Source organism: Kitasatospora sp. NPDC001095, assembly GCF_053598615.1.
Genome location: NZ_JBSFKQ010000052.1, coordinates 1 through 17,670, shown reverse-complemented (window position 1 = coordinate 17,670; position 17,670 = coordinate 1). Strand labels below are relative to the sequence as shown.

Here is a 17,670-nt window from a genome sequence, read left to right as displayed (position 1 = left end):
CTGGTCGGGGGGAGTCGGAGCATGCAATTGTCGTATATTCATAGGTAATTGGATACTTATGGCGCTTCTCCCCGTTATGCCCCGATGGTATGCCCTGGATGCCCCCGGTCGGGTGCCGGATCGGCGGGCAGCAGCGGCCGGAGCGCGCCCAGCACGGCGCCGACGCAGACGTCCCGCAGCTCGGTGCGGGTGCAGTTCTCCTCGGTCAGCCAATCGATGACCAGCACCCGGACGAACACCAGCCAGCTGCGCAGGACCTGTGACACCGCCCGCCGCGCCCGCTCGTCCGCGAGCGGGAGGACGCCGAGCAGCCGGCCGCGCAGGGCGTCGAGCTCCTCGTCGATGATGGTCTGGATCACCTGGTCCCCGGCCAGCACGCGGTTGGCCGCGAGCACGGCGTGCCGGTTGGCGATGAAGTAGTCCAGGTGGGCGTCCATGCCCTCCACCAGCTGCTCGACCAGGGTGTCGGCCGGATCGAAGCGGGTCCTGGCGAGCAGGCCGTCGGCGGCCTCCCGGTAGACCGCGGCGAAGAGGTCGTGCTTGCTCGCGAAGTGCCGGTAGAGCAGCGCGCGGGAGACCCCGGCCTTCTCGGCGACCTCCTCCATCAGCACGTCCTCGTACGGCCGTTCGGCGAAGAGCCGGGCGCCGGTGGCGAGCAGCTGGGCGCGTCGCTCGGCGGGGGAGAGGCGCCGGCGTCGTTCGTGGACTGGCATGCGCGCCAGGTTACTTGACACGCGTCTACTTGTCGGCGCAGGTTAGTAGACACGTGTCAACCAGACCTCTGGAACGGGTGGGTGGGTCATGGCCAAGGCGTTACGGGTGCTCACGTGGACGATGGGGGTCGCCTGCGTGGCGATCGGCTTCGTCCACATCCTGCTGGGGAACGCCGCGATGCCCGGCGTCGCGGACGCCGGGCCGACGGCCGCCGGCTTCGGCCGCTTCATGGGGGCGGTCTTCGCCGGGTACGGGGCGGCCTGGATCCAGGCCGCCCGGCAGGCGCCGGTGCCCGCCCGGACGGTGCGGTGGCTGGCGGCGGTGTTCCTGCTGGGCGGCCTCGCGCGGGTGCTGTCCATCGTGGTCGACGGCCGGCCGCACTGGTTCCAGCTGGTGCTGATGGCGCTCGAACTCGGGCTCGCGCCGGTGTACTTGTGGCTCGCCGACGCGGACGAGCGGGCGGCGCGCGGCGGGAACGGGGCCGGGGCTCGGCCAAGCGGGGCTCAGCCGACCGGGGCTCAGTCGACCGGGGCGTAGCCCGCCGGCTGCGCGGCGACGGTGGCCAGGTCGGAGGTGGCGCCGGTGAGCGCGACGTAGCCGTCCGGGCGGACCAGCACGACGGCGTCGCCGCGCAGCCCGTACGCCCGGGCGACGTGACCCTCAGGGGCCGGCACGCCGCCCCCGGCGCAGGCCGGGGGCGGCGGGGTCCGCGTTCTCGCGGAGGTCGGCCGGCGCCGGGTGCTCGCCGACGGTCAGCAGGGTGAAGTGCCGGCCGCGAACAGGTCGAAGAGTCGGGGCGGGGTGCCGTCGGCGGTGGTGCAGGGCGCGTCGGGAGCGCGGTCGCCGGCCCGGATGCCGGTGGTGTCATCGAGGTCGCGGCCGAGCGGCCCGCCCCGGGTAGCCGACCGAGAGCCCGGTGAAGTCGGCCCCGCCCGCGGTGGACGGAGGAGATCCTGGACGAGGTCGTGCTGCCGCTGCTGCGGGCGCCCTCGGAGGGCTGACCGTACGGCCGCGGCGGAGTAGGCTCCTGGCTGATCGAACGTGCGTGCGCGAGGAGGGCCCGAACATGAGCGGCACCGTGGTGGCGGTCAGCAGCAACGCCGAGTACTCGTTCACCAAGACGAACCGCGACGGCATCATGCTGCTCGCCGGGCTGGGCGTCGAGGGGGACGTGCACGCCGGGGCGACGGTCAAGCACCGGTCCCGGATGGCGCAGGACCCGACGCGGCCCAATCTGCGGCAGGTCCACCTGATCCACCGTGAACTGCTCGCCGAGCTCGGCGAGTCGGGCTTCGACGTGCCGCCGGGCGCGCTCGGCGAGAACATCACCACCGAGGGCGTCGACCTGCTCGGCCTGCCGGTCGGCGCGGTGCTGCGGATCGGCCCGCAGGCCGAGGTGGAGATCACCGGCCTGCGCAACCCGTGCGCCCAGATCGACAACTACCGGCCAGGGCTGCTCAAGCAGGTCGTCGGTCGCGCCGCGGACGGCACGATCGTGCGCCGCGCCGGAATCATGGGCACCGTCCGCGCCGGCGGCCCGGTCCGCCCCGGCGACCCCGTCACCGTCACGCTCCCGGACGGCCCGCACCGTCCGCTCGGCCAGGTCTGAGCGGGGCCGAGCGGGTCTGAGCACGTCCGAGTGGGTCCGAGTGGGTCCGAGCGGGTCCGAGCCTGGAGGTCGGCCGTGGCGGCGGCGTCAGCGCGGTGGCTCTCCGTCGACTCGGCGCAGGCCGTTGAGGGATGACCTGCCCGCCTTCCGGCTGCGCCACGGACCGGTGGGCGGGTGTTCCCGGTGTCGGCTCCCGGCCGGCAGGGGGCCGGAGTTGGGCACTCCGTCGGCATCGACCACGCACCAGCCCCGGTCCGGCGGCCACCGCCACCACAGGTCCAGGCCCCGCCGCCGGTAGGACGGGCGGCCGTTGAAGATGCCGTCCGGGTCGAAGCGGTGGACCAGGCCGTCCAGTCGGCGGACGAACTCGATCGACTCCACGGTTGATCGCCCCGATTCGACTGTCCGGTAAGGCGGTTGACCGCCGCTCATACCCCCACCCCGTAACGGCCCCGGCTCCCGGCGCGGGAGCTGCCGGGAGCCGGGGGTCGTGGTTCGGGCGCCTCGGGCGTCGTGGGTGCCTCGGGTGCCTCGGGTGCCGGATCGGGGTCGGGTCAGGACCTGACGAGGCGGGCGATGGCCTGGTTGGCCTCGCGGATCTTGGTGCCCGCCTCCTGGCCGCCCTCGGCGATGGCGTCGCGGACGCAGCATTCGATGTGTTCGTCCAGGAGTTGGAGGGCGAAGGACTGGAGGGCGCGGCTGGCGGCGGAGACCTGGGTGAGGACGTCGATGCAGTAGGTGTCCTGCTCGACCATGCGCTGGAGGCCACGGATCTGGCCCTCGATGCGGCGGAGCCGCTTGAGGAAGTCGTCCTTGTGGGAGCTGTAGCTGGCCATAGCCGTCTCCGGTTCCTGTGCGGTGAGGCGTGCCCTCACTCTACCGGCGGCGCGGTGGTGGGGAGTCGGGCCGAACGGGCGCGGTGGTGCCCCGCCCGTTCGGGCCGACGCGTGCGGGTCAGCCCTCGACGCGGCTGACCAGGTCGTAACCGGCCTCGTCGATGGCGGCGGCCACGTCGGAGTCGGCGAGCGGCAGGGTGCTGCCGACGGTGACCCGGCCGGTCGCGAGGTCCACGGCGACGTCCTCGACGCCGGCGATCTTCTTCAGCTCGGCGGTCACCGAGGAGACGCAGTGGCCGCAGGTCATGCCCTTCACCTGGAACACCGAGGCCCGGACGGACTCGGCGGCCGGCGCCGCACCGGCGCTGGTGCCGCACGAACCGCAGCAGGAGGAGGCCTCGGCGGTGGCGGACTCGACGGTGACGGTGCTCTCGCTCATGGGTGTGCTCCTGTCATGGGTGTCCGGCGCCGACCGGACGGCCCGGGCGGCTGCTTCACGTCGAAGGTACCATACCCCCCTAGGGTAATAGCCGGGCCCTGCGAAGCCCCTCCCCGCCCGGCCGCTCACCGGCCAGCAGATCGTCAACACCCGTCAAGACCAGCATCGTTGACGCGTCGAGGGGCGAAGCCGGAAGCGGAGTCGAGGGAGCGAGTGGACGGAGACCCGGGAACGGCACGGGAAGAGAAGACAGCGCCGGCCTCCTCGATCGAGGAGGCCGGCGCCGGCTCAGGCGCTCGCCGTCGTCACCGGGTGCGGTAGGCGTCGGCGATGGTCTGCTCGAGGGTGTTGCCGTCGGTGTCGGTCAGTTCGGCGCGCAGGGAGACGGCGGTGCCGGCCGGCGGGTTCTGCACGGTGACGGCACCGGCCTCCAGCGGGAGACGGGTCCACGAGGCGCCGCCGTCGGTGGAGGCCGAGACGGTCAGCGAACGGGTACGGCCGTCGGCGGCGGCGCCCTGGACGGTGACGGGGATCCGGAGCGGGCTGCCGGCCGTCGCGGTGCCGGTCGGGCCCAGATCGGGGGAGAACCGCACCACGCTCACCGGGAGCGCCGTCGGCCCGGTCGTGGTGGTCGAGGTGAAGGTCCAGGACGCGTTCACGCGGGTGGTCGCGCCGGCCGCGGCCTTGCGGGTCACCGTGGTGGCCAGACGGTACGAGCCCTGGCCCGGGGCCACGGTGAACTCGCCGCGCCCGGGCGCGTCGGACGCGGTGCCGACCAGCACGCCGTCGCGGTACAGCGCGGTGTACGCGGTGTCGAACGACGGGCGCCACGACGCGTGGCCGTCGCCGTCGGCGAGCAGCGGGACGTCGGCGGTGATCCGGTCGCCGTCGCGCGAGACGGCGGGACGCTCGGTGAGCGCCGGGCCGAACACCGGGCCGTCGAAGGTGTGGGTCGTCGTCGTCCCGGCCCGTACGGCGACGCGGTCGGCGGCGTAGTGGTTCCGCGTCACGCCGTCGGCGCCCGGGACGGTGACACCGATGTCCCAGGTGCCGCGCTCGGGCGCGACGAGGAAGGTGGCGGTGCCCGGCGTCTTCATGACCCGGGGGGCGCCGGCGACCGTCCCGGTGCTCGGCAGGACGCTCAGCAGGGCGGTTCCGTTGCTGCCCGGACCGGCGGCGCCACGGATGTTCAGGGTCGCCAGCTCCTGCGCGGCGTACTGCCGGGCGAGCCCGGTCAGGGCGCGGGTGCCGGAGAAGGTCTGCCCGAGCAGGTAGCCGCCGCTGTCGGTCGCCCAGTGCGCGTCGTACCACTGATTGACCGTCCCGGCCTCGGCCTCGGGCCCCAGGTGGGCCACACGCAGGTTCGTCGACCTGTTGCCGATGTTGGCGCTCCTGGTGACACCCTCGTGCGTGACCTCGACGAACATCGAACTCTGCAGGAACCGCGCGGCGCCGTCCGGGGGCCGGACGTCGACGGGGGCGGTGGTCCGCGCGTCGACGGTGACGGTGGTGTCCCGGTCGAGGTCGAGGCGCGGCTGGACGACCCAGTCCGTCCAGGCCGGGCCGCCCGCCCCCGGGCCGTCGGGCAGGGTGCTGTCCAGCAGGTACCGGCCCCTGGGCAGCCGCACCGTCGTGACCCCGGAGGCGTCCTGCTGCTCGAGGAACTCCTCGCCCCCCGCCTCGAAGACCCCGCTGATGTGGGTGCGGTACTTCCCGGCCGGTTGGCCGGCGCGGTCCAGGTGCTTGATCGTGAGGGTGTACGTCTCCGGCTCGGCGGCGAAGGCCGCACCGCCGAAGGCGGGAGTCGAGGCGCCGACCAGTGCGACGGCGACGGCCAGGGCGCGGAGGGCGTTGCGGCGGGGAAGGGAGGTCGTGGTCATGCCCTGTACTGCTCGGCCGGGCAGCGGAGTTCCCGTGATCAGGGCCACACCCCGGGCGGGTCGGCGGCTGTGACGCGCATCACCGGAACCCGGGCGGCGGACCGGGCAGAGCAGTGTGTGGAAGCACTCATGAGAACGCGTCTTCGCCGCGGCGACCCCGATGCCCTGGGCGAGCTGTACGACGAGCACGCCCAGGTGCTGTACCGCTACGCCCTGCGCGTGACGGGCGACTGGGCGGAGGCCGAGGACGTCGTCTCGACGACCTTCCTGGAGGCGTGGCGGGGCCGGGAGCGACTGCATCCCGCCGGTGACGGGCCACGCCCCGACGGTGACGGGCCGCACGCCGACGGTTACGGGCCGCGCCCCGACGGTGACGGGCTGCGCCCGTGGCTGCTGGGGATCGCGACCAACATCATGCGCCGCAACGCCCGCGCCCGCCGGCGCCGTGACATCGCGCTGGCCCGGACGCCGGAACGCGGCTCGGTCCCGGACTTCGCCGACGACCTGGTCGCGAACCTCGCCGACGTCGAACACCTGCGGGCCGCGCGTCGCGCGCTCGCCCGCCTCCGGCGCCGCGACCGGGAGGTCTTCACCCTCGTGGTGTGGGCCGGACTGGACTACGCGAGCGCGGCCGAGGCGCTCGGCACGCCGGTCGGGACCGTCCGCTCGCGGCTGTCCCGGGCCCGTGCCCGGCTGCGCGACCTCACCGAGGCCGAAATCGCGGCGGAGGCCAGGGCTTCGGCCAGGGCCTCCGCGCGCGTGCGGCGACGGCCGGACGGCACCGGAGAGCCCACCGCGGCGGAGGGCAGGACCTCCTCCGCCGTCACCACCCTGCCCGTACCCGGCCGTGCCCCCGTGCTCCGGCCGTCGACCCAGGAGAGCCACGGATGAATGCCACCCCACGGCGCGGTACGCAGTGCCCGTCGTCCGAGGAGTCCGAGCGGCGCGAACTCGCCGAGCTGCTGCCGCCGCCGGCGGTGCCCGGACTGGACGAGGAGCGTCAACTGCTGCTGAGAAGGGAGGTGTTGCGCAGGGCCGCCGCCGATGGCGCCGAGGCTGCTCCGCCTGCAGCGTCCGTTGGGTCTGCCGTGCCTGCCGCGTCCCCCGCGTCCGCCGGGCGGGCGCCGTCCGGGCGTCCGACCCGTCGTTCGCTCCGGTTCCGGATCGCCGTGCCGGCGCTCGCCTGCGGCCTGGCGGCCGTCGGCGTCGTGGCGCTGGACCTCGGGGGTGCGGTCGAGCCCGACCGCGCGGTCATCGAGAGCAGTGCCGCCGGGACCTCCGAAGCGGGACGGCTCCTCGGCCGCATCGCGCTCGCCGCCGCCGAGGCGGAGCAACCGGCGCTCCGCGCCGACCAGTTCGTCTACATCGAGAGCAGGGTCGCCTTCGCCGGGCAGAGCGCCGCGGGTGGTCCCGTGACGACGGCGCCGGCGCACACCCGGCAGGTCTGGCTGTCCGCCGACGGCAGTCGCCCCGGTCTGCTGCGCGAGGACGGCGGGCCGGACAGCCCGCTCCGCGAGGACGGACCGGTTTTCGAGCTCGACCGGCCGGGCGCGACGCCCCGGCCCCACACCGCACGCCCGGTCGGCCCGTCGATCGCCGAGCCGACCCACGCCTACGTCGCCTCCCTGCCCACCGACCCGGACGCCCTGCTGAAGCTGATCCGGGAACAGACCCGCACCGAGGGCCGGACCGGCGCGGGCCAGGACCCCGACCAGCGGGCCTTCGCCGCGATCGGCGACCTGCTGGCCGAGACCTGGGCGCCGCCGCAGGTCGGCGCCGCGCTCTACCGGGCCGCCGAGCGGATCCCCGGAGTCACCGTGGTCCCCTCGGCCGGCGACGCCGCCGGGCGCGAAGGCGTCGCCGTGGCCCGCACGGCGCACGGACAGCAGACGCAGTGGATCTTCGACCGGACCACGTACGCGTTCCTCGGCGAGCGCACGGTCCTCAGCGAGGCCGGCGACGCGGGGCCGGCCGGGACGGTGCTCGGAACCTCAGCCGTCCTCACCAGGGGCGCGGTCGACCGCGTCGGCGAACTCCCGCTGGAGGAACGGTGATCAGGCGCCCGCGCGACGACCGCTGGGGGTGACAGCCGCCCCCGGCCTCCGGCACCGACCCCGCCGCCCCGGGTCGTCCGCCGGGGCCACGGGCCGCCGGGACCGAGCTTGTTGCGCTTGAGCGGGGAGCGGAGTAGTAAGGCGGCATGAGCGACACCCGTACGATCCAGGAAGCGGTCGTCTGCGAACTCGCACCCGAGGGCGGAGCGGAGGCCGCGCTGCGGCACGACCCGGACGCGACCGGGCCCCGCGCCGACTGCGTCCTGTGCGGCGAGCCGACCGAACTGCCCGCCGACCACCCCGGCGGCACCCTCTGCCCGGTGTGCGCCTGGCAGCAGGCGCAGCGAATCGCCTGCTCGGGCTGACCTCGGGCCGCGTCGAGATCCACGGTGGAGCACTGGGCAGGAACCGGTTCCGCGTCGATGCCCGAGATGCGGCCGGCGGAGTCGAGGCCCGGCGCGGGCCGGCTACCGGAGTACTAAGCGTCCTCCCGTCCGGCCAGTGCCAGGGTCGAGCCGTGCCGCCCCTTGCGGACCAGCAGCTGGGCGGGGATGCGGCTGCGCAGGTCGGCGACGTGGCTGACGATGCCGACCGCGCGGTCGCGCTCGCGCAGGCCGTCCAGGACGTCCATGACCTCCTCCAGGGCGTGCTCGTCGAGGGTGCCGAAGCCCTCGTCGATGAAGAGGGTGTCCAGCGGCATCCCGCCCGCCTCGTCGGTGACCACGTCGGCCAGACCCAGGGCGAGGGAGAGCGAGGCGAAGAAGCTCTCGCCACCGGAGAGGGTCGCGGTGTCCCGCTCGGTGCCCGTCCAGGCGTCGACCACCCGCAGGGCCAGGCCCGAGCGCTTGGTGCCGGTGCCCCGGTCGTCGCTGTGCACCAAGGTGTAGCGCCCGCCGGACATCCGGACCAGCCGGTCGCTGGCCGCCGCCGCGACCTGCTCCAGCCGGGCCGCCAGGACGTACGACTCCAGGCGCATCCGCAGCCGGTTCTCGGCCGAGGTGCCGGCCGCGAGCGCGGCGAGCCGGTTGATCCGCCCGTACCGGTCCAGCGCCGGGGCCAGCTCGGCGGCGAGCCCGTCCAGTTGCCGACCGATCGCGGCCAGCGCCGCGCAGCGCTCACGGGCCGCCGCGTGGGCGGCGTGTGCCCGGCCGAGCCGGTCGGTGGCCGCGCCGAGCGCGGCCGCGACGGCGGTCAGGTCCACCGGCGGACGGCCCGCGGCCTCGGCCAGTTCCGGCAGCGCCAGCTCTCGGCGGACGGCGGCGGTCTCCGCGCTGTGCCGTTCCAGCCGCTTCTCCAACTGCTCGCGCTCCTCGCGCGGCAGCAGTACCGCCAGCGCTGCCGCGGCGTCCGGGAAGCCCGCCGCGGCGGCGGCCTTGCCCAGCTCGTCCTCGGCCTCGCCGAGCCTGGCCTCCGCCTCCGCGTGCGCCCTGGCGGCGGTGGCCGTGGCGGCGACCGCCTCGGTGAGCCGGGACAGGGCCGCGGCCCTGTCCGCGACCGAGGCCGCCTCGCCCCGGGCGGCCGCCACCCGGGCCGTCAGCGCCCGCTGCTCGGTGCCGAGCGCCAGCAGACGGTCGGAGAGGACGGCGGCGCGCTCCTTGGCCTCGTGCAGTTCGTCGACCCGGCGGGCGCGGTCCTGCGACAGCCGGACGATGTCCCGCTCGACCCGGCCGAGCGCCTCCGCCGCCTGCCGTGCCTCGCGGTGCTCGCGCTCCAGCCCGGCGAGGGCCTGCGCGAGCGCCTCCGCGCCGTCCGGCCCGGCCGCGCCGGCGGCGGTGGCCTCGCGTACCCGCAGCGCGGTGAGCGCCTGGTCGGCCTCCGTCCAGGCCCGCTCGGCCGCGGCCTGTGCCCGGCGCGCCCGCTCCTCGTCCTCGGCGCCGACCCGGCCGCCGGGCGTGGCCTCGGCGGGCGCCGGGTGCTCGGGCGAGCCGCAGACCCGGCAGGCCTCGCCCGTGCGCAGCTGCTCGGCCAGCTCGGCGGCCATGCCGCTCAGCCGGCGGTCCCGCAGGTCCAGGCTGTGCTCGCGGGCGTCCAGCGCGGCGGTGCGCAGCGCGACCACCCGGGGCTCGGCCGCGGCGATCTCGGCGCGCAGGCCGTCGCGTTCCCTGGCCGCTCCCAGGCGGACCGTCAACTCGGTGCGTTGCCCGTCCAGTTGCTCGACCCTTGAGCTCGCCGACCGGGCCTCGGTGTGCTGCTGTTCCAAGCGGCCCAGCTCGTCCTCGAACTCGGACAGCCAGTCCTCGGCCTCCTCGGCCCGTTCCTCGGCGGCGCGCCGGTCCTCCGTCAGGGAGCTCTGCTCGTGGGCGAGTTCGGCGCAGCGTCGCTCCTCCGCCCGGGCCGCCTCCAGTCGGACCACCTCGGCCCGCAGCCGCAGTTCGGCCTCGGCGAGCCCGGCGGCGTCCGCCCCGGCGAGTTCCCGGCCCTCGCCACCGGAGCCGGCCAGCGCCTCGCGGTGCCGGCGCTCCGCCAGCCGGGCGCGCCCGAGTGCCTCGGCCGCGCTCTCCCGCAGCCGCAGCGCCGACTCCACCCCGACGGCCTCCTGGGCGGCGGCCAGTCGCCGCCGGTCCGCGGCCGCGGCGGCCTCGAAGCCGGCCAGCCGCTCGGCCCGGTCCAGCGCCTCCCGGTGCCGGCGCTGGCGACCGGCCAGCTCCTCCGCGGCGCCGCGGTGCTCCTGGGCGGCGCGCTGAGCGGCGCCGGCGCCCGCGAGGGCGGCCTCGGCGACGGCGAACTGCTCGGCCGCGCCGCTGCGCAGGACCGCCGCCCAGCCGAGCACCCCGGCGGCCAGACCGGCGTCGTCCTCCTCGGCCGGCACCCAGCCGGCGGCGGGCTCGGCGCCCGGACCGGCCGCCTGCTCGGCCTTGCTGACGAGGTCCCGCAGCCGCCGCCGGTCGGCCTGGACGACGGCCTCCTGACCGCGACGTTGCTCGGCCAGCCAGGCCTCCACGTGCTGGAACCGCTCGGTGTCGAACAGCCGCCGCAGCAGCTTGCCGCGCTCCTCCGAGTCGGCCTTGAGGAAACGGGCGAAGTCGCCCTGCGGCAGCAGCACCACCTGGCAGAACTGCTCCCGGTTCATGCCGATCAGCCGGTGGATCTCCTCCCCGGCCTCCTGGTGAGACTTGCTGAGCCCCCGCCAGCCGGGCGCGCCGTCGCCCGTGTCGGCGACCCACTCGCGCAGCAGCGTCTGCGCCCGCTCGACGGTGGTGCCGGTGCCGACCTTCTTCGGCCGGCGCTGCTCCGGCAGCCGGGTGATCTGCAGCCGCCGGCCGCCGAGGGTCAGCTCCAGCTCCACCGAGGTCAGCCGCTTCGGATCGGCGTGGTCGCTGCGCAGCCGGTTGGCCCGGCGTGCGCCCGGCGTCTCGCCGTACAGGGCGAAGCAGACCGCGTCCAGCACGCTGGTCTTGCCGGCGCCCGTCGCGCCGCGCAGCAGGAACAGCCCGCCGGTGGCGAGCGCGTCGAAGTCCACCGTCTCGCTGCCCGCGAACGGGCCGAAGGCGGTGACGGTGAGCCGGTGCAGCCTCATCGGGGCAGGTCCGCCTTCCGGTCGGTGGTCTCCCGGACGCGCTCGAAGCCCTCGCGCAGCCAGCCGAGCTCGTCCGGCGCCGGCTCGGCACCGGGGCGGACGTGCCGCAGGAAGCCCTCCGCGACCTCGAGGTCCCCGCGGCCGCTGACCCGCGCCGCGTACGACAGGGAGGGCTCGGCGTCGCCGCGCTCGGGGTCGAACAGCAGCTGGAGGGTGCGCGGGAAGCGGCGGCGCAACCGCTCCATCGGCTCGCTCGGCCGGGCCGCGTCGGTGAGCGTGGCCTGCACCCAGGACTGCTCGTGCTCGGCGTACCGCTCGTCGGTGAGCAACTCGTCGAGGGTGCCGCGCAAGGTCGCCAGTCGGCGCGGCTCGGGGCAGGGGACGCGCTCGGCAGTCACCGAGCCGTCGGCGGCGAGGTCGACCAGCCACATGGTCTTGCGCTGGTTGGCCTCGGAGAAGGAGTAGGCGAGCGGGGAGCCGCTGTAGCGCAGGTGCGGGGCGAGCGTCTGGCAGCCGTGCAGGTGGCCGAGCGCGGCGTAGTGCACCCCGTCGAAGACCGAGGCGGGCACGGAGGCGACGCCGCCGACCGCGATGTCCCGCTCGCTGTCACTCGGTGCGCCGCCGGTGACGAAGGCGTGCGCCAGCACCACCGCCCGGGTGCCGGCCGGGCGTGCCGCGAGGTCCGCCCTGACCCGCTCCATCGCCGCCCCGAGCACCGCCGCGTGCCCGCCCTTCGCGAGCCCGAACCGCTCGCGCACCAGCGTCGGCTCCAGGTACGGCAGCCCGTACACCGCGACCGGGCCGTGCTCGTCCGCCAGCAGGACGGGCTCGGCGCACCCGTCCGGGTCGGTCCGCAGGTGGATGCCGGCCCGTCCGATCAGCCCCGCCCCGACCCCGAGGCGGCGGGCCGAGTCGTGGTTGCCGCTGATGAAGACCGTCGGCACCCCGAGATCCGCGAGCCGGTGCAGCACGTCGTCGAACATCGCGACCGCTTCCAGCCCGGGCAGCGCCCGGTCGTACACGTCTCCCGCGACCAGCACGGCGTCCACGCCCTCGGACCGGACCACTGCCACCAGGTGGTCCAGGAAGGCGCGCTGGGCGTCGTGCAGGCTCTCCCGGTGGAACGAACGCCCGAGATGCCAGTCGGAGGTATGCAGCAGTCTCACGACAGGGCCCTCACCTGCATGTTTGTCGCTCCTTGCACATTCGAGTCAGCACCGGACCAGCACGGGTCACGCGGCGAGCGCGTGGTCAGCACCGAGTATCACAGGAGCCTCCGACAGCACCGCGTCCATCACAGCTCTCAGCTTCTCACCCGCATCGGGGGACACATGACCGTAGATGTCGGCAGTGATCTTGATCGAGCGATGGCCGAGCCACCGCGACACCTCCAGCACTCCCCGGCGCCATCAGCTCAAGCGGCGGCATCGCGGGCCACCCTCCGGTCCGTGCACCTCGGGCACGGGCACTCCGGATCAAGCGGGGCGCTCCGCAGCGGCGGCCTGGGGTCCGCGCTGAGCTTGTTCGATTACCTGGGGTGAATTGTCAGTGGCTCTGTGTATGTTCCTCGACGTCGGCCAGTCCCAGCCGGGGTGGTCGGCGCTGTCCGGTGTCGGGCGATCGAACGAGAAGGAGGAGCCATGGCTGCTGTGCGGGAGTCGGTGTGCGAGGTGCTGGGCGGTGCTGCGGCGGGGCGGCCGTCGCCGAGGCGCCGGCAGGTGCTGGTGCTGTCCGGGCGGAGGCCCGGTGGCGGTGCCGGCGGGGCGTCGGCCGGTGGGCCCGGCGGGGCGGTGCCACCCGGAGGCGACCGGCCTCCGGGGGCGCGGGCCGGCGGGCGTGGTGCGCGGGCGGCCGGGCGCGGCGGGCGGGCACGGGGTGCGCCGCCGCCCCAGCCGGTGGCGGTGGCCCTGGCCGTCGACGCGGGGGACTTCGCCGGGCTGGCGCGGTACGGGCTGTTCGGCGGGCTCGGGCACGCGGCCTACCTGCGGCAGGCGGAGGAGCAGCTGACGGCCCTGCACCGGCAGGGGCTGGAGGTGCACCTTCGGGTCCTGGAGGCGGGCGACTTCGAGGACTACTGCGAGGCGCTCGGCCTCGATCCCCGGATGCCCGCCGCCCGGGTCGCCTACGCGGGTGATCCGGAGCTGGCCGGTGAGCCGTTCGTCTACGCGGGGGAGCGGCTGGCCGAGCTGCTCCCGGTGCTGCTGGACGACCACCGGGCGCGGGTGCGGATGTCCGTGGCCTGCGCGGCCCTGCTGGACGCCGTCGGCGACGACCCGTCCGGGCAGCTCCGGATGGCGGCCGTGATGCGGTACGTGACCTCGGTCTACCTGGCGCTGGCCGAGGGCGCGGGGGAGGGCTGCCACCTGCTGACGCTGCGCTGCCACGGCCCCGAGGACGGCGAGGAGCTCACCTCCGCGGTGGACGTCTGTGTGGAGGAGGGCCGGCTGTACCCCGCCGGGCGGGACGCCGAGGCGTTCTGCGTCACGCTCGCGGCGGGTGTCGCCCTGGGTGGGGAGGGGGCGCTGCTGCTGCACGGCGATCCGTCGGCGGGCGTCCGGGTGGACGGCGAGGAGGCGGGCACCCGGCTCCGGCCGCCGGTCCGCGGCTGGGCGCTGACCGGCGGCCGGCTGCGGGCGATGACGGCACACGAGGTGTTCGACGAGCTGGCCGACGACGCCGCGCGCGGGCTGCCCTTCCCGCCCGGGGTGGATCCGCTGCCCGGGTTCCCGCTGCCCGTCTTCCGGGGCGCCGGGGAAGGGGGTGGGCCGCTGGGCTGACGAGGGCGCTCACCGCCTCCGCGTTCACCGCGTTCACGGCTTCCGCATCCGCCATGCGGCGCTGGGGACTGTTCATCGACCGCGTGTTCGGGGAAGATTCGGAGAAGATCAACAGCAGGAGCGCGCGGTGCCCCACGCCGCCGCTCCGGCCGCTCCGCTCCGTACCGTGCCCTGCAGGTCCTCCCCGCGCACCGCCGGTCCGGCGAAGCCCGACAGCGAGAGGGGGACGGATGAGCGAGCGGAGTGCGCTCGGTGCCAGGGGGTGGGCGCGGGCCGGTGCCCCCGCCGAGCGCCGCGGGGCGATTGCATGAGCCCGATCGAGTACAGCGCGGAGGTCGCCGAGCTGCTCGGGAAGGTGCGGCGGCGCCCCACGGCGGGCTGGCCGTGGCGGCCGGGCGAGCAGGTGCCGGAGGGGCTGCCGGTCAAGCAGTCCTGGGGGTGGCTGTTCGCCCCCGACGGGCGGGTGCTGACACTGGTGAACCCCAGGGACGGCATCTGCTCGCTGCCTGGCGGCTCGCTGGAGCCGGAGGACGGTGGGGATCCGGCGGCGGCCCTGGCCCGGGAGGCGGCCGAGGAGGCACAGGCCCTGATCAGCCGGCCGTACTACCTCGGCTACCTCTACGACCGGGTCGGCTCGGCGAACGGCGGGCACGAGTGCGCGCGGGTCCGGATGGCGGCGGTGCTGCGGGCGGTCGGCCCGAGCGCGGCCGACCCGGCCTCGGGCCGGCACTACCGGCGGCTGCTGGTCGCACCGGGCCTCGCCGTCGAACTGCTCGGCTGGGGCGGGCCCGGGCTGCGCCAGGCCCGGACGGCGGTGGCCACCGCCGTCCGCTGGCTCGGCGTGCCCGCGGCGGCGAACGAGGCGATCGAGGAGCTGCCGGTCGAGGGCTGCACCCTCGCCCCGGGCACCGTGTACCCCGGGGCCGTGCACCACGGTGGTGGCCACTCCGGCGTGCAGGGCTGACCGCGCGCGGCGCCGTACTCCCGGACGACGTCCCGGCACCCCTGCCCCGGCACCCCTGCCCCGGCACCCCTGTCCCGACACCATTGTTTCGGCAGCGGTGTTCGCTGTTCTGACGCCACGCCAGGACCGATGTCAACATCCGTCGCACGGCTCGGAGCGGCCGCAACGGTGAATTCCGGCCGTGCCGTTGATGTCCCTTTTCGCCCACCTCTCGGCGCGCCTCGGGAGTTCGATCAGCCCCCCCCCGGGGCTCGCTGACACCCGCTCCGAATCTGACTCGGCGATGTCCGGGCGGCGGCCCCCGGCTTATCGTGCAAGAAATTTCCGCAAGTTGCCGGTCTACGCGCGCAGCGCTACGCGCGTCACCGCGCACCCCTTTTGACCTGCGCGAAGTCACGGACTGTCAGCGGCAGTTCATCTCCGGGCAGTCAGACGTCCCGTCAATATCCCTGGCATGACCGCTTCCAGGTTCGGCTACCGCCTGGTATCACTTCTGTGACCCTCACCACGCCACCCCACTGGAGCTGTGATGATCCGCCGTGCCCGTGCTCTGTCCATCGCCGCCATAGCCGCAGGCCTCACCATGACGACGCTGTTCGCCGCGTCCTCCGCGAACGCCGCCGGCGCCAACTACGTGGCCCTCGGCGACTCGTACTCCTCCGGTGTCGGCGCCGGCAGCTACACGGCCGAGAGCGGTAGCTGCAAGCGCAGCACCAATGCGTACGCGTACCTCTGGAAGAACGCGCACGCGCCGTCCTCCTTCAAGTTCGTTGCCTGTTCGGGCGCCAAGACCGGCGACATCCTGAACAACCAGATCTCCGCCCTGGACGCCAGCACCACGCTGGTCAGCATCTCGGTCGGCGGCAACGACGCGGGCTTCGCCGACACCATGCAGACCTGTGTCCTCGGCTCGGACAGCGACTGCATCAGCGCCATCAACACGGCCAAGAGCTACGCCACCAACACCCTGCCCGCCCAGCTGGACAAGGTGTACTCGGCGATCAAGGCCAAGTCCCCGAAGGCCCACGTCGTGGTGATGGGCTACCCGCACATCTACAAGATCGGCGGCAGCTGCATCTTCGGCATCAGCGACACCAAGCGTGCCGCGATCAACGGCGCCGCCGACACCCTCGACGGTGTCCTCGCCAAGCGGGCCGCCAACGCCGGCTTCGCCTTCGGCGACGTCCGCAGCATCTTCACCGAGCACGAGATCTGCGGCTCGCAGACCACCTGGCTGAACAGCACCACCCTGCCGGTCGACGAGAGCTACCACCCGAAGGCGTCCGGCCACTCCGGTGGCTACCTGCCGGTCTTCTCGGCGCTGTAAGGACCGCCGCGACGGACCGCCCGGCGCGGGCCCGTCCCGGAGCCGCCGTCCCCTCCCACGACTCGGGAGGGGGCGGCGGCAACGCCGTTTCAGCTGCCGGAAGGCGCCGGTCCGGACGCCGGGCCGGACACTGGGCCGGGCACCGGTCCGCGCGTCGCGGACCCGGGCGGCGGGAAGGGGATGCCGGAGAGGACCGGCAGCAGTTCCGCCTCCTCGAAGTCGAGGTGGGCCTCCAACTCGGCGGACATCCGGTCCAGTTCCGCCCGGAGGCGCCCCGGTTCGGTGACCGCGATCCCGGCCAGCAGGGCCACCAGTTCCTCCTTGATCCGACCGATGGCCCGGTGCTGTTCGCCGAGCCGCGCCAGGACGTCGGCCAGCGCCGGATGGCTGCGCGCGAGCGCGGGGAAGACGGCTGTGTCCTCGCCGGTGTGGTGGTGCGTCAGCCCCTCGCAGAAGGCCAGGCAGTGCTGGCGCAGCTGCAGCCCGAGCGTGGCCGGTCGGCCCGGGACGTGGGCGTGCGCCTCCTCCCGTACGTGGCGCAGCTGCGCGCGCAGCCAGGTGTGCGTCTCCACCAGCTTGTCGGCGAGGCTGCGCACGACCGGGGCGGCGGCCGGGGCCGGTCCGTCGGCGGGTGGTTCGGGGCACTCCAGGACGACGACCGGCAACTCCCGTTCGGTGTGCGCCTGGTAGTCCCCGTAACCCGGGGCCTTCCGGACCACGGCGGCGAACAGCCGCTCCCGGCGGTCGCCTTCGGCGGGTACGGCGACGGTGTCGAAGGCCTCGGTGCCGACTTCGACCCGGACGACCGGGTGGACGAGGAGGTTGCGGTACCACTGGGGGTGTTCCGGAGCACCGCCGGCCGAGGCGACGACCAGGAGCTGCCCCTGTGCCCGGACGTATCCGAGCGGCACGGTGTGCGGCCGCCCGGAGCGGGCTCCGGTGGTGGTCAGCAACAACAGGTCGCCGCCCTCGAACGGGCCGCCGACCCTCCCGCCGTTGGCGCGGAACTCCTCGATGACGTTCAGATTGAAGGACATAGGCATGTGTGTGTGATGGATCTCCAGAGAGGAAGGGGGGTGCGGCCACACGCGGTGTCGGTGCGGCGCCCGAACCGGTGTCACGGCCGGTCCCCGCACCCGGCGACGTCCGTCACGGGACATCGGACACAGGGCACAGGACACGGGACCCAGGACACGGGGCTCGGAACACAGGGCTCCGAGCGCAGGGCTCGAAACACGGAACACGCGTCGCGGAACACCGGATGCGGTTCGCGCCCGCAGGTACAGCGGTACCGCGGTGACCGCCTGGCGTCAGATCAGGGAAGCGGAGAGAGTGCTCATCGCGCATCGACCCTTCGGGAAAGGTGCCCGCTCGGCTGTCGGCCGGCCCACTGCTCTTTGGCCGACGCCGCGCTGCACGCCCCCATTAGAGTCAGGCCGCGGACGCGCTGTCAACTGGTCGCCGCCCACCCGCTCGCTGCCCATCCGCCGGCCGTCCTTCCGTCCGCACCCGCCCGGGACCGTCCCGGCAGGGTGCCGTCAGCCCACCCGCCC

Annotated in this window: 18 protein-coding genes; 8 read left to right on the top strand and 10 right to left on the bottom strand. The window is 74.8% G+C overall.

Annotated elements, in window-relative coordinates; all coding sequences use genetic code 11:
- Positions 1-74: 74 nt before the first annotated feature.
- On the bottom strand, positions 75-713 hold the full coding sequence (locus tag ACWDBB_RS30220) for a TetR/AcrR family transcriptional regulator (RefSeq protein ID WP_449792596.1): 639 nt from the start codon (positions 711-713) through the stop codon (positions 75-77).
- 88 nt (positions 714-801) lie between these two features.
- Between ACWDBB_RS30220 and ACWDBB_RS30215 the strand changes: the two genes are divergently transcribed.
- Positions 802-1,251: a DUF4345 domain-containing protein gene (locus tag ACWDBB_RS30215; protein ID WP_449792595.1), complete on the top strand. Its 450-nt coding sequence runs from the start codon at positions 802-804 to the stop codon at positions 1,249-1,251.
- Here ACWDBB_RS30215 and ACWDBB_RS30210 read toward each other — a convergent pair.
- A complete protein-coding gene (locus ACWDBB_RS30210; protein WP_449792594.1) occupies positions 1,233-1,388 on the bottom strand; it encodes a hypothetical protein in 156 nt (51 codons plus the stop codon). The genes ACWDBB_RS30215 and ACWDBB_RS30210 overlap by 19 nt on opposite strands.
- A 392-nt stretch (positions 1,389-1,780) precedes the next feature.
- Between ACWDBB_RS30210 and ACWDBB_RS30205 the strand changes: the two genes are divergently transcribed.
- Positions 1,781-2,323, top strand: a complete 543-nt coding sequence (locus ACWDBB_RS30205; RefSeq protein WP_449792593.1) for an MOSC domain-containing protein — start codon at positions 1,781-1,783, stop codon at positions 2,321-2,323.
- An 87-nt stretch (positions 2,324-2,410) separates the two neighbouring features.
- Here ACWDBB_RS30205 and ACWDBB_RS30200 read toward each other — a convergent pair whose 3' ends face one another.
- The 4 genes from ACWDBB_RS30200 to ACWDBB_RS30185 form a co-directional block, all read right to left on the bottom strand.
- Positions 2,411-2,704, bottom strand: a complete 294-nt coding sequence (locus ACWDBB_RS30200) for a hypothetical protein (RefSeq protein WP_449792592.1) — start codon at positions 2,702-2,704, stop codon at positions 2,411-2,413.
- A 173-nt stretch (positions 2,705-2,877) separates the two neighbouring features.
- Positions 2,878-3,198 carry a metal-sensitive transcriptional regulator gene (locus ACWDBB_RS30195; RefSeq protein ID WP_449792591.1) on the bottom strand — a complete coding sequence of 107 codons (321 nt, stop codon included), beginning with the start codon at positions 3,196-3,198 and terminating at the stop codon, positions 2,878-2,880.
- A gap of 79 nt (positions 3,199-3,277) precedes the next feature.
- Positions 3,278-3,598, bottom strand: a complete 321-nt coding sequence (locus tag ACWDBB_RS30190) for a heavy-metal-associated domain-containing protein (RefSeq protein ID WP_449792590.1) — start codon at positions 3,596-3,598, stop codon at positions 3,278-3,280.
- A 305-nt stretch (positions 3,599-3,903) separates the two neighbouring features.
- Positions 3,904-5,478, bottom strand: a complete 1,575-nt coding sequence (locus ACWDBB_RS30185; RefSeq protein ID WP_449792589.1) for a serine protease — start codon at positions 5,476-5,478, stop codon at positions 3,904-3,906.
- A gap of 129 nt (positions 5,479-5,607) precedes the next feature.
- Here ACWDBB_RS30185 and ACWDBB_RS30180 point away from each other — a divergent pair, with 129 nt between their 5' ends.
- The 3 genes from ACWDBB_RS30180 to ACWDBB_RS30170 all read left to right on the top strand — a co-directional run bounded on the left by ACWDBB_RS30180 (position 5,608) and on the right by ACWDBB_RS30170 (position 7,897).
- Positions 5,608-6,369, top strand: a complete 762-nt coding sequence (locus ACWDBB_RS30180; protein ID WP_449792588.1) for an RNA polymerase sigma factor — start codon at positions 5,608-5,610, stop codon at positions 6,367-6,369.
- Positions 6,366-7,532 (top strand): CU044_5270 family protein, encoded by a 1,167-nt coding sequence (locus ACWDBB_RS30175; protein ID WP_449792587.1) that lies wholly within the window; start codon positions 6,366-6,368, stop codon positions 7,530-7,532. Before ACWDBB_RS30180 ends, ACWDBB_RS30175 begins: the two co-directional genes overlap by 4 nt.
- Before the next feature lie 146 nt (positions 7,533-7,678).
- Positions 7,679-7,897 (top strand): hypothetical protein, encoded by a 219-nt coding sequence (locus ACWDBB_RS30170; protein WP_449792586.1) that lies wholly within the window; start codon positions 7,679-7,681, stop codon positions 7,895-7,897.
- Positions 7,898-8,010: 113 nt separating this feature from the next.
- On the opposite strand, the gene ACWDBB_RS30165 is transcribed toward ACWDBB_RS30170, so the two are convergent.
- The 3 genes from ACWDBB_RS30165 to ACWDBB_RS30155 all read right to left on the bottom strand — a co-directional run bounded on the left by ACWDBB_RS30165 (position 8,011) and on the right by ACWDBB_RS30155 (position 12,446).
- Positions 8,011-11,049, bottom strand: coding sequence for an AAA family ATPase (locus ACWDBB_RS30165; RefSeq protein ID WP_449792585.1), 3,039 nt, complete (start codon positions 11,047-11,049; stop codon positions 8,011-8,013).
- Positions 11,046-12,215, bottom strand: a complete 1,170-nt coding sequence (locus ACWDBB_RS30160; protein ID WP_449792584.1) for an exonuclease SbcCD subunit D — start codon at positions 12,213-12,215, stop codon at positions 11,046-11,048. Before ACWDBB_RS30160 ends, ACWDBB_RS30165 begins: the two co-directional genes overlap by 4 nt.
- A 66-nt stretch (positions 12,216-12,281) precedes the next feature.
- On the bottom strand, positions 12,282-12,446 hold the full coding sequence (locus ACWDBB_RS30155; protein ID WP_449792583.1) for an integrase: 165 nt from the start codon (positions 12,444-12,446) through the stop codon (positions 12,282-12,284).
- 243 nt (positions 12,447-12,689) lie between these two features.
- On the opposite strand from ACWDBB_RS30155, the gene ACWDBB_RS30150 reads away from it, so the two are divergent.
- From ACWDBB_RS30150 to ACWDBB_RS30140, 3 genes are all read left to right on the top strand, one after another.
- On the top strand, positions 12,690-13,826 hold the full coding sequence (locus ACWDBB_RS30150; RefSeq protein ID WP_449792582.1) for a hypothetical protein: 1,137 nt from the start codon (positions 12,690-12,692) through the stop codon (positions 13,824-13,826).
- Between the two features lie 307 nt (positions 13,827-14,133).
- Positions 14,134-14,790 carry an NUDIX domain-containing protein gene (locus ACWDBB_RS30145; RefSeq protein WP_449792581.1) on the top strand — a complete coding sequence of 219 codons (657 nt, stop codon included), beginning with the start codon at positions 14,134-14,136 and terminating at the stop codon, positions 14,788-14,790.
- A gap of 529 nt (positions 14,791-15,319) precedes the next feature.
- Positions 15,320-16,117, top strand: a complete 798-nt coding sequence (locus tag ACWDBB_RS30140) for an SGNH/GDSL hydrolase family protein (RefSeq protein WP_449792580.1) — start codon at positions 15,320-15,322, stop codon at positions 16,115-16,117.
- A gap of 89 nt (positions 16,118-16,206) precedes the next feature.
- Here the strand turns inward: ACWDBB_RS30140 and ACWDBB_RS30135 are convergent, their stop codons facing one another.
- Positions 16,207-17,160 carry a nitroreductase/quinone reductase family protein gene (locus ACWDBB_RS30135; protein ID WP_449792579.1) on the bottom strand — a complete coding sequence of 318 codons (954 nt, stop codon included), beginning with the start codon at positions 17,158-17,160 and terminating at the stop codon, positions 16,207-16,209.
- Positions 17,161-17,670 lie beyond the last annotated feature (510 nt).

Excerpts from the sequence above, each read along its gene's own strand:
- ACWDBB_RS30220 (WP_449792596.1), bottom strand. The coding sequence starts at position 713 with ATGCCAGTCCACGAACGACGCCGGCGCCTCTCCCCCGCCGAGCGACGC.
- ACWDBB_RS30215 (WP_449792595.1), top strand. The coding sequence starts at position 802 with ATGGCCAAGGCGTTACGGGTGCTCACGTGGACGATGGGGGTCGCCTGC.
- ACWDBB_RS30205 (WP_449792593.1), top strand. The coding sequence starts at position 1,781 with ATGAGCGGCACCGTGGTGGCGGTCAGCAGCAACGCCGAGTACTCGTTC.
- ACWDBB_RS30190 (WP_449792590.1), bottom strand. The coding sequence starts at position 3,598 with ATGAGCGAGAGCACCGTCACCGTCGAGTCCGCCACCGCCGAGGCCTCC.
- ACWDBB_RS30185 (WP_449792589.1), bottom strand. The coding sequence starts at position 5,478 with ATGACCACGACCTCCCTTCCCCGCCGCAACGCCCTCCGCGCCCTGGCC.
- ACWDBB_RS30180 (WP_449792588.1), top strand. The coding sequence starts at position 5,608 with ATGAGAACGCGTCTTCGCCGCGGCGACCCCGATGCCCTGGGCGAGCTG.
- ACWDBB_RS30175 (WP_449792587.1), top strand. The coding sequence starts at position 6,366 with ATGAATGCCACCCCACGGCGCGGTACGCAGTGCCCGTCGTCCGAGGAG.
- ACWDBB_RS30170 (WP_449792586.1), top strand. The coding sequence starts at position 7,679 with ATGAGCGACACCCGTACGATCCAGGAAGCGGTCGTCTGCGAACTCGCA.
- ACWDBB_RS30165 (WP_449792585.1), bottom strand. The coding sequence starts at position 11,049 with ATGAGGCTGCACCGGCTCACCGTCACCGCCTTCGGCCCGTTCGCGGGC.
- ACWDBB_RS30150 (WP_449792582.1), top strand. The coding sequence starts at position 12,690 with ATGGCTGCTGTGCGGGAGTCGGTGTGCGAGGTGCTGGGCGGTGCTGCG.
- ACWDBB_RS30145 (WP_449792581.1), top strand. The coding sequence starts at position 14,134 with ATGAGCCCGATCGAGTACAGCGCGGAGGTCGCCGAGCTGCTCGGGAAG.
- ACWDBB_RS30140 (WP_449792580.1), top strand. The coding sequence starts at position 15,320 with ATGATCCGCCGTGCCCGTGCTCTGTCCATCGCCGCCATAGCCGCAGGC.
- ACWDBB_RS30135 (WP_449792579.1), bottom strand. The coding sequence starts at position 17,160 with ATGCCTATGTCCTTCAATCTGAACGTCATCGAGGAGTTCCGCGCCAAC.